This window comes from Natrinema sp. SYSU A 869 (assembly GCF_019879105.1).
Classification (GTDB): Archaea; Halobacteriota; Halobacteria; order Halobacteriales; family Natrialbaceae; genus Natrinema.
In genome coordinates, this window is sequence record NZ_CP082249.1 from 3,682,505 (window position 1) to 3,695,562 (window position 13,058).

At 60.6% G+C, this 13,058-nt stretch carries 8 protein-coding genes; 5 read left to right on the forward strand and 3 right to left on the reverse strand.

Annotated features, from left to right (window positions below; all coding sequences use genetic code 11):
- Positions 1–232: 232 nt before the first annotated feature.
- Complete coding sequence (locus tag K6I40_RS26445) at positions 233–421, forward strand: hypothetical protein (protein WP_222918367.1); 189 nt, start codon at positions 233–235, stop codon at positions 419–421.
- Here K6I40_RS26445 and K6I40_RS26450 read toward each other — a convergent pair.
- A complete protein-coding gene (locus tag K6I40_RS26450; RefSeq protein ID WP_222918368.1) occupies positions 414–1,373 on the reverse strand; it encodes a transcription initiation factor IIB in 960 nt (319 codons plus the stop codon). The genes K6I40_RS26445 and K6I40_RS26450 overlap by 8 nt on opposite strands.
- A gap of 852 nt (positions 1,374–2,225) precedes the next feature.
- On the opposite strand from K6I40_RS26450, the gene K6I40_RS26455 reads away from it, so the two are divergent.
- The 4 genes from K6I40_RS26455 (at position 2,226) to K6I40_RS26470 (ending at position 8,602) form a co-directional block, all read left to right on the forward strand.
- Positions 2,226–2,822 carry an ArsR family transcriptional regulator gene (locus tag K6I40_RS26455; RefSeq protein ID WP_222918369.1) on the forward strand — a complete coding sequence of 199 codons (597 nt, stop codon included), beginning with the start codon at positions 2,226–2,228 and terminating at the stop codon, positions 2,820–2,822.
- 588 nt (positions 2,823–3,410) lie between these two features.
- Positions 3,411–4,565 (forward strand): Gfo/Idh/MocA family oxidoreductase, encoded by a 1,155-nt coding sequence (locus K6I40_RS26460; RefSeq protein ID WP_222918370.1) that lies wholly within the window; start codon positions 3,411–3,413, stop codon positions 4,563–4,565.
- A gap of 36 nt (positions 4,566–4,601) precedes the next feature.
- On the forward strand, positions 4,602–6,065 hold the full coding sequence (locus K6I40_RS26465) for a flippase (protein WP_222918371.1): 1,464 nt from the start codon (positions 4,602–4,604) through the stop codon (positions 6,063–6,065).
- A 467-nt stretch (positions 6,066–6,532) separates the two neighbouring features.
- Positions 6,533–8,602, forward strand: coding sequence for a right-handed parallel beta-helix repeat-containing protein (locus K6I40_RS26470; protein WP_222918372.1), 2,070 nt, complete (start codon positions 6,533–6,535; stop codon positions 8,600–8,602).
- Positions 8,603–9,283: 681 nt separating this feature from the next.
- On the opposite strand, the gene K6I40_RS26475 is transcribed toward K6I40_RS26470, so the two are convergent.
- Together K6I40_RS26475 and K6I40_RS26480 are read right to left on the reverse strand one after the other, a co-directional pair.
- Complete coding sequence (locus K6I40_RS26475; protein WP_222918373.1) at positions 9,284–10,234, reverse strand: hypothetical protein; 951 nt, start codon at positions 10,232–10,234, stop codon at positions 9,284–9,286.
- A gap of 921 nt (positions 10,235–11,155) precedes the next feature.
- Entirely contained in the window at positions 11,156–12,949 is a 1,794-nt protein-coding gene (locus K6I40_RS26480) for a hypothetical protein (RefSeq protein ID WP_222918374.1), read from the reverse strand.
- Positions 12,950–13,058 lie beyond the last annotated feature (109 nt).

Here is a 13,058-nt window from a genome sequence, read left to right on the forward strand (position 1 = left end):
ACTCTTGTAGCACCTCGTCGAGGTTATGGAAGGATAGCCCCACGCTCGATCCGAACAGCTCGGCAGGATTATCAACCGGTTCTCCGTCCGCGTGGAATCCCATCGTCTCCCTCGGGATCCGGGGGAGAAGATCCGCCACTGTCCATCCAACGGGAACGACGTCAAGCGCTTCGTTGATCTCTTCTGTCGTTCCGGGATAGCTATATCTGACTGGACGGCATGGATAGCCAGTATGTACCGCGCGATCCTCCCCGAGGGACAGATCGAATGCGACCGGTACGACAAGACTGAGAACGGCGTCGAACTCTACGGCGATGACGACGAGTTCATTGCGTTCGTGCCCTACGCCAACCTCCACGCGTTGGCCGACGAAGCCCTCTACACCGAGAGCGGGGGCGAGGACGAGCGGTCGATCATGTAGCGGGCTGCTGATCGATCGCCTCGAGCTGTTCCCGATATCGGTTCCGGACAGTGACGACGGTCGTCTGGGCGGTGTCGGCGACCGCTCGCTGCGGGATGGTCTCGTCACAGAGGAGGCCGGCGGCGTAGATGGCCGCGGCGGCGAACCCGGTCGGTGATTTCCCTGAGTGCAGCCCCTGCTCGGTCGTTCGGTCGATGATCTCGATGGCTTTCGTCTCGACGTCCTTGTCGACGTCCAGTTCCGAACAGAACCGCGGGACGAACTGCCGGGGGTTTGTCGGCTCGAGGTTAATGTCTAGTTCGTCCGCAATGTACCGGTAAGTACGGCCGATCTCACGCTGATCGACACGTGAAACAGCGGTTACTTCCTCGAGACTGCGCGGAATGTCTTCTTTCCGACACGCGGTGTAGAGCGCGCTGGTCGCAACGCCTTCGATCGACCGGCCCCGGATGAGGTCCTGCTCGAGCGCCTGTCGGTAGATGACGCTTGCAGTCTCCTTGACGGGCTTGGGGACGCCTAACGCGCTTACCATTCGGTCGATTTCCGAGAGGGCGTACTTGAGGTTTCGTTCGCCCGCGTTCTTCGTTCGAATTCGCTCCTGCCAGACCCGGAGTCGATGGAGTTGGCCGTGTTTGTCGGCCGACATCGAGTGGCCATTGGCGTCCTTGTTGCGCCAGTCGATGGTCGTCGTCAGCCCCCGGTCGTGCATCGACTGAGTCAGTGGCGCGCCGACGCGCGACAGTTCGTCGTGCTCCTGTGCGTTGAACGCCCGCCACTCTGGCCCGTAATCGATGGGATCCTCGGTAAGGACGAGGCCACACTCCTTACAGACTTGCTCACCGCGGTCCGGATCGTGGACGACCGTGTCGGTCTCGCAGTCGGGACACAGACCGGTCTCCACCTCCTCGGACTGTGATTCGGTGCTGTGTTGATCGATGATAGACCGCGTCATCAGTAGCCGGAAGAAACCGTGCCGGCACTGTAAGGGGTTCACATGGTTTCGCGGGAAACACCGACTTACGACGCTGCCGGCTGTCAGTTTGCGTGGTAGTTCGCCGGCCCGTTTGCGGTGAATCACATACCCAGAATCGGCGGGAGTCCGCTTACACGACTGAGAACAGCCGACGGTATGGCTGTCACCGCCCGAAGAGAGAACGGAAGATGATCGATACGACCGCCAGCTGCCTCGAGCAAACAGGGGTGGCGGCCGTACCGAGACCGTGTCCCATCGGTCGTGTCCGGGTGAAACGACCGCGGATCGGTCGTTTCGACCCATCGTGACCAATGCACACATGCCACATGAAACGTGGCGATTGTTGTGACGAGTCGACGACGTAAATCACCTGTTCATGAAGTAAATCCGTCGTTCGGCTGTGAACTGTCGTTCGACTTTATGTTGGTTGGTTCGAACCTTCGGTACCAGTGCTGTGTTGGTAATCAGTCCACGGGACCACACTCGTATTTGGTCTCCCATCGAGTCGGTCGCTCGTACGCTATCGATATACGGATACAATCGACAGATACCGATCGATTTCAACAGCGACCGTAATCGCCAGCCCCGGCGTTGGGCAGGTCTCCCGCCGATCCTATCGGGAAGTCGTTCCGTACCCCCTTTGCAGACGGTGCGAAACGTGGCCGTGTTTAAGAGTATCTCTGTTGGTGTACAACCTGGTGTGTCAATCGTGATTTCGACTCGCCGTTCGAACGTACAGCGGTCGCCGTCGGGACAACGCTCCGGTGACGGGGAGCGGGTCCGGAGGGCACCGAGCTCGAATGGAGTCTCTACAACCGGAGGGTCGTCGTAATGTCCTCAATCGATACGTCGCTGCCCGACGAGATCGCCTCAGTCGCCGACGCAGACGAGGATGAGCGTCTCTCGAAGGACGTCATTTTTGAGCTCTTAAAGAATCGCCGTCGCCGAGAAGTCCTCGCGTACTTGCTCGAAGCCGACGAAACAGTCACTCTCGGTGAACTCGCCGAACAGATCGCCGCCTGGGAGAACGATACCGAGGTCAACGCGCTCAGTTCCGATCAACGGAAACGCGTCTATGTCGCCCTCTACCAGACCCACCTGCCGAAGATGGACGATGCCGGTATCGTCGAGTACGACCAGGACCGAGGCTTGATCTCGCTGGCCGATAACGCCGACCTGCTGATGATGTATCTCGACACGGACAGCCACCGCCAGGACCGGTGGGACCGATGGTATGCCGGCCTCAGCGTGGTCGGCGCTGTCCTCCTCGGTGCGGCGGCCCTCGGCACGCCGCTGCTATCGGCCGTCCCGATGCTCGGCCTCGCTGGCGTCGTCGTCGTCGCCTTTTTCTGTCTCTCGATCGCTCATGTCGTCCAGAACCGTTCGCAGGAACGCAACGTCGACGGCAAACTGTCCCGGATCGAGTGACCCGACATTCGGACGGTGCTCCGTGTCCTAATCGCTGATGGCTATTCTCGCCCGCGCTGTCCGCTCACGTCTCCTCGAGTACCACTTCGTTTATCGACCGCTGATTCGATCGAGTGACCGACACGATCACCGGTAGAACCATCTCACACGGTCAGTGCGATCGCCACTCGAACGCACGCGTTCTACGATTGACATGATCGTTACACCCGATTTCGGCGACCGCTGCTATCGGATCGCTGAGAAGGTTTTATCATCCGGTTACGTACGTCCAATTGGCTCCCGACGACCGTCATCCGATACCGGAACAGTCGCGTGCCAGCAGCTGTTCCCGGCGCGGGAGCCGCCTTTCAAACCGTGCCGTCTCGGCTGTCGATACTCCGCTCTCGGATGAATTCGTCCTCGAGTCGCAACTCGACTAGGGTAGCTATTTCACGTATTCCGACTCCGGCTCAGTGTCTCGTCCGGTACCGGCAGGGACGACCATCACCCCAGGTAACAGGTCCATACCCGGTCGGTGCGTCGAGACCGAGTTAGCGTTCGTGAAGTAATCGGACTAAAACTAATGACCGAAGTAGTGTCCGCTCTTTCATGGTCGTTCGAACCGCAGTCGTCGGCGCAGGAACGGTCTCGCGGGCCCACCTCGCGGGAGCGCAGAACAACCCTGAGATGGAACTGGTCGCAGTCTGTGACCTCGACGAGGAACTGGCCAGGGAGCGGGCCAGGGAGTTCGGGACGATGGCAGTGACGGACTTTACGGAACTCCTCGACGAACTCGATTGTCTGCACGTGTGCACGCCGGTCCAGACGCACTTCGACATCGCCCGGCAGGCGATTGAAGCCGGCGTCGCCGTCATCATCGAGAAACCCGCTACCGTCACCGCCGAGGAGGTCGAACAACTCCAGACGCTCTCTCGAGAGCATGAGACGCCCGTAACAGTCATTCACAACCACCTGTTCTATCCGGCGGTCCGCAAGGCCCGGGAGCTGATCGACGCCGGCGAACTCGGCCACGTCAAGTCCGTGGACACCCTCTATGCGGGACTGACGCCGCCCGATCAAGTCAACCGGGGATCGTGGGTGTTCGAACTGCCTGGCGGCGAGTTTGAGGAAGGACTTCCGCATCCGATCTACTCGGTTCTCGGTATCGGCGGCTGGCCGGAACGCGACGACGACGTCTCCGCACAGACCGTTCTCTCGGAGCACTACGAGGAGGACTTCGAGTACGACCAGGCACAGGCCCAATACGTCTCCGAAGACGGCGCGCTCTGTAACGTGACGATGCTCTCGGGGACGCTCCCCCAGCGCCTCCACGTGATCACCGGCTCCGAAAAGTCGCTCGTGGTCGACGAGATCAACCAATCGCTCTACGAGGTCGACGAGGATTACACGTCGTCGGTCATCGCCCGCTCGAAGAAGAGCCTTGACGTCTCGCTTGCCCAGGTCACCAGCACCCTCGAGAACGCGAAGTCCGTCGCCACCTCCCGGTTCGACGACAGCTGGGAGGCGGAGACGGAGACGAACTCACACTGTGCGATCTTCGACGGGTTCGTCGACGCAATCGAGGGCGACGCCGACGTGCCGGTGCCCCTCGAGCAGTCGAAGTGGACGATCCGCATCATGGAGACCATCCGCGACGCCGCCCAGCTCCACCACGAGGGGGACGCGGCGGCGGTCGACGCGGCGGACGGAACCGAAACAGTGGAGACGGGGACGGACGAGGAGTCCGTCCCGGTTGACTTCTAACCGACCGCTGCTAGCCGCACCTGTTCATCGCTTACAATGTCACTCTCACAGCGTATCGTCCGCGGAGTCAAAGCCACGTTCGGCGCTGAACTGCTTCGACTCGGCGCACAGGGGGCCATCACCCTGTTACTCACGCGGGTGTTCCTCTCGCCCGACGAGTACGGCCTCATCTTCCTCGCCATCGCGGTTTTCTCGATCGCGACCCTCTTTGGAACCCTCGGCATTCCGAAATCGATGGCGAAGTTCGTCACGGAGTATCGGGAAACGGACGACTCCCAGATCCGTTACATCGTCCGCTCGTCGATCGCGTTCAACGTCGTCACCGTCGGACTCGTCTGCGTCCTGTTCTTCTTCTTTCGCGACGCGATCGCGGCCGCGTACGGCGAGCCGCGGTTAGAGCCGCTGCTGGCGCTCGGGATCGTCTTCATCGTCGTCAAGGTCGCTCACGGCTACCTGCTGATCGCGTTCCAGGGTTTTGGCAAGGTCACTCTGACCGCGGCGACCAGTACGGTCTCGAGCGTCGGCCGACTCGGCTTCATCGTGCTCTTTCTGGCCGCCGGATTCGGCGCGTACGGTGCGCTGGCCGGCTTCGTCGCCGGCTATCTGGTGTCCGTCGTCGTCGGCGGATACTTCTTCTATCGGCTCCTCTCGTCGTACCCCGCGTCCGAGTCCGCCGAACCCGGCCTCTCGAAACGGATCGGCAGGTACAGTCTGCCGCTGACGGCCTCGCAGGGCGCAAACGTACTGTACAAGCGCGTCGACACACTAATGGTCGGGTTCTTCCTGACGCCGGTCGCGGTCGGCTTCTACGAACTCGCCAAACAGATCTCGACGTTCGTGATCGCACCCGCCGACTCACTCGGCTTTACCGTCGCGCCGACGTTCGGCGAGCACAAATCGTCCGAGCAACTCGAGCGCGCCGCTCGAGTGTACGAACAGTCGCTCGAGTACGTCCTCCTATTGTACCTGCCGGCGGTCGCTGGGATCGTTCTCCTGGCGGAACCCGGAGTTCGGTTCGTCTTCGGTAACGAGTACACCGGTGCCGCACCCGTCCTGCAGGTGTTCAGCGCCTTCGTCCTGTTCCAGGCGATCGACAAGATCACCAACGATAGCCTCGATTACCTGGGTCGGGCGACCGAACGCGCGCTCGGGAAGGGTCTCACCGGCGCGCTGAACTTCGGGCTGAACCTCGTGTTGATCCCGGCAATCGGTGTCGTCGGCGCGGCGACATCGACGGCGCTCTGTTATGGCCTCATGGTGTGCTACAACGTCTATCTCATCGATCAGGAACTCGAATTGCACTGGCGGCGACTCGCTACATCAATCGTGGCGGCCGGCGGCGTGACGGTCGCGATGATCGCCGCCGTCGTCGTGTTGCAGCCGTTCGTCACCGGACTCATCACCCTGCTCGCCGTCATCGCCGCCGGCGTCGCAGTCTGGGCAGTGCTCTCCGTCGCGAGCGGTCTGATCGATATCTACGAGCTCACGGCCCATATCTGAGCTGTCTCGCTGGCTCTCGGCGACGGTGATTCGATTTTCTGCCGCTTTCATGCCCGGTTCGATCGGAGGCGCTCAAGTCGTCCGGCGAGTCGTCACTTGCTGTCCCGTAGCAGCGCCCACTGTCGTATCTCGAAAGCGATGGATCTGTCTTTGCCCTCAAAGACTGATAGTTATCTGGAGCGAATATACAGACAATTTTGATAGTTCGACTATTGATAGTCGCCTTAAACCGAGATATGTTTGTTGCCAGTAATTCTTGACTGATCGACAGCCGAGAGTGTCAGTGTATACGGAGGAAACGTCGCTAACTAGCTATTACCACGCCGCAGTACCGCGGTTCCAATATAAGACATCCATACTCCAATTCAATATATTAAACAACAAATATCGATGAACGCCTGAATTCTGTTTATTTATACAGATATAAGCGGAAAGTTTATGGTGGCATATTATCCTTAACCGAATGCATGGCACGCGACAATTCGGTATTGGATGACGACGATTCTGCGGGTAATATCCCCAAAAACGGGGATACGACCGGTAATAACAAATTACTCGACCGTCGCTCGTACCTGAAGCTGACGGGTGCGGCGTCCGTGGTCGGTGGCGGTTTCGCGACCGGCACCGCGGCCGCCGCAGAGGAGTACGAGGTCATCGAGGCCTCCAACGAGTGGTACAACATCGACGACGGCGAGGTCTTCGAGAACAAGATCATCGACTTTTCAAACGGTAACTGGTTCGGGCTTTACGCTCGAGAGTCGACGAACTGGACGATCCGGAACGTCGGCTTCGTCGGAACCCACAGCCACGACAAGCACGCGATCGCGGTGGCCGACGTCGACGGCAACACGTCGACGATCGAAAACGTCTACATGGGTGACGGCTGCGTGCGCCCGAGCAGCTACAGCTCCCACGGTCAGTGTGGGATCTGGGTCGCTCCGGAGCACAGCGGTCACATCGATATTCGACACTGCAACGTTCAGGACTGGCCCAACAACGGGATTTACGGGTCCGCACCCGGATACAACGGCAACGGCGGCACGGTCCACATCGATCGCTGCTACGCGGCGAACAACTACGTCTCGAGCTACCGGCTGAGCTCCGACGGCTCGAAATGTACGGACTCCGTCGCGTACAACGACGGCAACGGCCGCTACAACGGCCGGTGTTTCTGGGGCTGGAACCCCGGACAGATGGAGGTCTCGGGCTGTGACTTCAGTTCCGGCTCGTACAACGACGCGATCCACCTCGGTCGGAACGGCGAGACGACGCGGATCAGCGTCAAGGATACACAGTTCGACGGCATCAGCCAGCGCGGTGACATCCGGCTCAATCGCGGGAGCGGGCTCGGCTCGAACCCCGATCTCTCGATGCCCGAGGGCGTTCCGACCTCCGCAGAGGAGGCCGCGAGCGGCGGTTCGTCCAGTAGCCCGCCCACCGACGAACCCACGAAAGACGATCCCAACGACTCATCACTGGCGAATACGATCGTTTTCGATGGGAACGGCACGTCGGACGCCACGAGCTACGAGTTCATCGTCAGCGAGGCGGTCGAAGCGAGCACTGACGAAAACGCGACAATCGACCAGGCGGCCTCGGTCGACGGCACCCGCGCCAGCGGTACCGTCGCCGACTACCTCGATGCGTTCCGCTTCGACGGCGAAATCGAGCGCCTGTCGGTCGACGGCGACGCGACCGTCCGGGTCAACGGCGTCGAGATCGACCCCGCAAACATCGACGACATTCTGGACAATATCGTCGTTATCAATGGGAGCGACGAGGACGCGACCCGCTACGAGTTCACCGTCAGCGGTGAGGCCGAACGGAGCAGCTACGACGGCGCTTCGATCGACGACGAGGATGCCATTGAGGACGGCACCATCTACGGCGGCGTTGCCGACTGGAAGGACGCGTTCCTGTTCAGCGGTGAGATCGAAGAGCTGACCGTCGACGGGCCGGGAACGGTTTCAGTCAACGGTGAGCAGATCGATCCCTCGGACTTCGGCGACGACCTCCCGCACGTCCTCGAGGTAGAGGGGTCGGGGGACCCGGTCGGATTCGAGATCACGGTCGACGGGACGATCGAACTCGCTTCCGACGAGGAGCCCGAAGACGAAGCGACGACGATCTCCGGATCGACGGTCCAGAGCTCCGTCACCGACGACAGCATCCGCTTTCGCTTCTCCGGAACGCTGACCGACGTGACGCTGACCAATGGGACGCCAACCATCACGGTCGACGGCGAAGAGATCGACCTCGAGGAGTATGGCGATCCCGAACTGCTGCCCCACGCGATCGTCTTCGACGGTACCGAAGCGTCCAAGCCGAGCACGTATTCGTTCCGCATCGACGGAAAGGTCATTCAGGCCGAGTACCGCGACGCGTCGGTCGATGAGAACGACATCGTCGAGGAGACGACGGTCCGCGGTGGCGTCGGCAACTGGCTCGACGCCTACTGGTTCGACGGCGATATCGAGGACTTCACGATCCTCGGTGACGCGACGGTCGACGTTCAATACAACGCGCGCGAACAATAGACAACGTCGTAACTGACGCGGCATCGATACGTTGCGATGCGGTATCAGTGATCGGCCCGACTCGCGCTCGTTTTACTCGTTCTCATTCGATTTACAGCACTCGAGAGCCGTTCAATCACGGTTCCCCGGCGTCTCGGAAGCGTCTCGAGCGCTCGAGAGATCCGCAGACGGAACCGCTGTTCACGCGAACTACGCACTCGCCGTCGAGATCCGGGTAATTCAGCGAGTAATACGGTATTACCGCTTCGCTGCTACTCTGCGATACTGTTTGTCATCAGCTCGTGTGGTTCACTTCCCGGGTCTGGCGGCCATCGATTGCAGCCGGTCGATCAAGCTGGGATCGAACGACGACTGGCGTTCTCGAGCATGGCCACGGATTGCCGGCCGCTCGCTGGGCCAATAGCGTCGAACGGAACCGTCGCACGTTCGCAGTCGATACCGGTGGCCGGTCGAGGAGAGAAACGATACAGTTGTCGGTGCTCCTGTTTCGGAACGAGTTGCGAAAAACGAGACGTGAAAAACGGTCGCGTATAGTGGCTGCCGCGTATCGAGGCCATACGCGAAAATTGCGTCAACGGGACCGCAACGATGTGTGCGTGGTGGGGTGGGGAGGGCTGCGTCAGCGGGGGAGGGATGCGTTCGCGTCAACGGGTCGGGGTTCCTCGAGAGCGGGTCGCGTCGTCAGTTCTGCGAACCGGATGCTGCTTCTTCGGGACTCGTCGGGACGCCCTGCGGGATGAACGCCTTGGGGTCGGTGCCGACGCTGTCGCCGAGCTGGACGGTCGAACCGGCGTGTTTCGCGACGCCGGCTTGTTCGTCGTAATCGGAGTCCGTGACGTTGATCTCAGTCGGACTTCCGTTCGCGCCGGCGTCGATGGCGGTGTTCTGCCCGTTCATCTCGATCTGGCAGCCCTCGACCTCGATCGTCCCTGGGGCCCAGCCCCAGATACCGCGGCCGACGTAGCCGTGACTGCTGTCGACGTAGACGCTCGAGTTCGTGACCTTGCTCCCTTCGGTGGCCAGTCGGAAGTGCGAGACGTAACAGTTCGCGGCGAAGGTGCTGTCGATGTGGATCGTCCCGCCGCCCTTGTTCCCGGGGGCAGAGCCGTAGATCGCGTTGTCCGCGAAGTTCTGGATGTTGACGTTCTCGAAGTCGATGTGACCGTTGTGGTCCGGAGCGACCCAGAAGGCCGTCTGCCCGTGGCCGTTCGGATTGCCGTTACCGGCGCTCGAGCCGTCACCGAGGTAGACGTTCTCGATGGTGCTAGTGCCGTTGCCCGTATCGGAGATACCGAACGTAGCGGACCCGGTGCCGGAGGTGTTCTCGCCCTTGAAGCCGATGTTTCGGATCGTCCAGTCACTGCTGTGGGCGGTGATGATGATGTCCTGGCCGGTCGTCATGTCGATGAGCTTGTTCTCCCACGTCTCACCGGCATCGATGGTGATCGTCTGTCCTTCTGCTTCAATGACCTCGTAGTCGTCCTGGGCGGCTGCCGTGCCAGCTCCACCGATCGCAGTCGCCGCAGTCGCCACGGCGGCGAGCGAGCGAACGTAGTTACGGCGGGTTAAGTCGCTATTACGGCCTGCAGTCGGAGTAGATTCCGTCTCGGACGTACGGGGATTCTGCGCCATACATGTCCGTAACATCGCTTTACACTCATAAACTTTTTCTTGGAGCTATGGCTTAAATTTACAGAATATATTTCTAACACTGTTGATTAGGTCACAATCTACCGGTATTCATTCACGAATATACGAACGAATTGATGACAGTTGCCGTGGTCGTAACCAGCTCTTTTCCGAGGAAACGAGAGCATATCGTGCAGCAAACCGATCTCGACCCTAAATCCGGCAGTGACACTCGGACCAGCCGTCCGTATCGACGACACTGTTTCGAGCGGGCAGTATTGTCTTTCTCGAGTCGTAATACTCTATTACCGGCCGTTTCGAGCCGTTTCGGGGCTCCGGCAGCGAGGGAAGGAGAGGATCACAACAGGAGCGCAGGGTCTCGAGCGAGGGACGTCGATGGACGTCTCGGGCAAACGATGCAAACCTTGGGAGTGCGAACGAGCTCGCGGACGCGAGTGCGCATAGAAATATGAGCCCTCGACTCGAACCGTGGGCGGTCCCCAGCGAGTAGAGTCAGTTTGGCCAGCGCTGGGAAAGCGGACCGTCGAACGGGACTGATACGAATTTCGAGCGCATACCTGCGTCTTCAGGCGCAGGTCGAGCGGTAGGCGCAGCGTGTCACCCGCAGCCGGTGATCGGGACGGATTTCCATCGTAATCGTTTTAGTGTGATAGCACGTAACATAGGGTGCTACGAATACCGTGAGAGGCCGTTCCCGAACAGACAAGGGATGGTGAGGAGCGCGGTCTGTTCCTCACACGGCGATGACATGGTATTCGATGGGGCCTATTTGACCGGGCCACAGCCCTATACAGGGGAGGAAACGAGAGTTCCCCTTGAGTGCGGGTTGGAACCTCGAACGTCGCACTCGGCGGAAATCCGATGGTCGGATTCCACGTCCTTCAGGGCGTGGAGGAGGTCAAGCTACGGCTCGCTACTGATAGCGTACATCTTGAACTCGTCGTTCGAGACGACCTTGTTCGCGCCCGGTTCGGTGTCGAGCCCCTCGAGTGCGGCGTTGCGGTAGTTGAGTTCTTGATAGATGTCGATCTCTTTCGTCCTGTCCCACTCCGTGACGACGAAGTAGTACTCGTCGGTCGGATAGGCCCCGCTGTAGTTGCCTGACGAGAAGACGCTCGCGTTGACGGTTCCGGTGGACGCCGACGCGCCACCGATGGTATCGCCGCCGCCGGAGATACCGTTGATCGCGTGATCGTACCGGTAGGGATCATAACCCATGCCCGCGTAGGGAACGTCCTCGGCCCCGTGATCTAAGCCGTTCTCGTAGCCGCTCATCATTTCGGGGGTCACGTGCTGGCCCGGGTTGTAGATCAGCGGTGACGCGAACACCGTTATCAGACCGAGCACCAGACAGCAGCCGAGTATCAGGGCCGTGACCGCGTTCGCTCCCGGTCTCGTGAGCAGTCTCGAGAGGCCGCCCGTGAACTGTGCCAGCGCGATTCCGGCAAGGATCGTGATGAGAACGTAGATGAAGCCGATCTGTCGGAACGCCATCGTCGGGGTCCCGACGAAGTAGACCGCGAACAGGCCACCGAGCGGGATGAATCCGAATCCGACGTAGTTGACGAAGGATCTGCTCTCGGCGTCGAGACTCGTCCGCCCGAGCCAGACGGCCAAGATGAGCAAGCCGACGAGGAGCCCGATGATCGCCGCGTCGAGAAACATCTTCACGAAGAGTTCGGCGAGGCTCCCGCCGATATCGGTCAGCGACGATCCTCGCTGATCGACCTCGGTCCCGGCACCGATGTCCTGGGCGAGCAGCCCGGAGATGAGTCCGGACGCAGCGCTTCTGAACCGTTCGTTGCCGAGCGCCCAGAGTCCGAACATCCCACCGAGGACGAGCGTGTGCGCGTACGTCGTCGGATGCTCGAGCATCGGGTGCTCGTCGAATCGTCGGCGGGCGAGGAACTGGACGCCGCTGATCGCGCCGACGAAGACGATGATATTGAACATCTGCTGAGGATGGACCAACAGGAGTGCGAGACTGGTGAGATAGATGAGCGCGCTGAACGGCGATAGCCCGAGCGGGAGCCGTTCGACCGTCGACCGCCGTCGGAGATAGGCGACGATAGCGAAGACCACGGGTGGAACGAGAAAGAGTGCGTTCGAGTTGGTGTGGACGCCCATGAACGTCGCGATGTTGTTGACCGGCAATATCATCCAAGAGACGATGGCGGCGAGCCCGACCGCCAGTCCGCTGCCGGCCATATCGCGGACGGCGAGCGGGACGAAGATAACGAACGGAACGAAGAGAACGACCATACCGATCAGGAGCCCGCGTTCGATCGGGATGCCACCGACGAAGTGAAACACTGTTGCGATGGCGTGTAATCCGGGATAGAACAGTTCGTGGGGCGCGGTTCCCCCGGAGACGATATCTCGCGTCCAGCCCAGGTGTGTCATCGCGTCGCCCATCCCGGCGAAGCGATAGTTCCGGATCACGGGGAGGCTCACGATGGCCGTCACCGTCGTCCCGCCGAGTGCAATCCCGTACCCCTGTTGGCGACCGCGACAGGACAGGGTCGTCCCGACTGCGACGGCGAGCGCGAGTGCGAACACGGCCCAGGTGATCGTCGGCGATCCCACGTAGACTGAGGACTCGTAGGCGGCCGCCGGGTTCGCTCTCGCGACCAGAATTCCGATCGCGACTGCGAGAAATCCGGCCGCGACCGTCACGTTGAGCGTCGACCGTCTCATATCATCTCACCGCGTTCGTCCGGGCCAGTCTCGATACGCATGTCTTGCCCAAGTCGTCGGCGCTGGCGTGGTTTGTTATACAGCTCCTACCCTCGAAACTAGGTGTGAG

Bases quoted from the DNA above. Each gene is read 5' to 3' on its own strand.
- K6I40_RS26470 (WP_222918372.1), top strand. From the start codon at position 6,533: ATGGCACGCGACAATTCGGTATTGGATGACGACGATTCTGCGGGTAAT.
- K6I40_RS26480 (WP_222918374.1), bottom strand. From the start codon at position 12,949: ATGAGACGGTCGACGCTCAACGTGACGGTCGCGGCCGGATTTCTCGCA.
- K6I40_RS26455 (WP_222918369.1), top strand. From the start codon at position 2,226: ATGTCCTCAATCGATACGTCGCTGCCCGACGAGATCGCCTCAGTCGCC.
- K6I40_RS26450 (WP_222918368.1), bottom strand. From the start codon at position 1,373: ATGACGCGGTCTATCATCGATCAACACAGCACCGAATCACAGTCCGAG.
- K6I40_RS26445 (WP_222918367.1), top strand. From the start codon at position 233: ATGTACCGCGCGATCCTCCCCGAGGGACAGATCGAATGCGACCGGTAC.
- K6I40_RS26460 (WP_222918370.1), top strand. From the start codon at position 3,411: ATGGTCGTTCGAACCGCAGTCGTCGGCGCAGGAACGGTCTCGCGGGCC.
- K6I40_RS26475 (WP_222918373.1), bottom strand. From the start codon at position 10,234: ATGGCGCAGAATCCCCGTACGTCCGAGACGGAATCTACTCCGACTGCA.
- K6I40_RS26465 (WP_222918371.1), top strand. From the start codon at position 4,602: ATGTCACTCTCACAGCGTATCGTCCGCGGAGTCAAAGCCACGTTCGGC.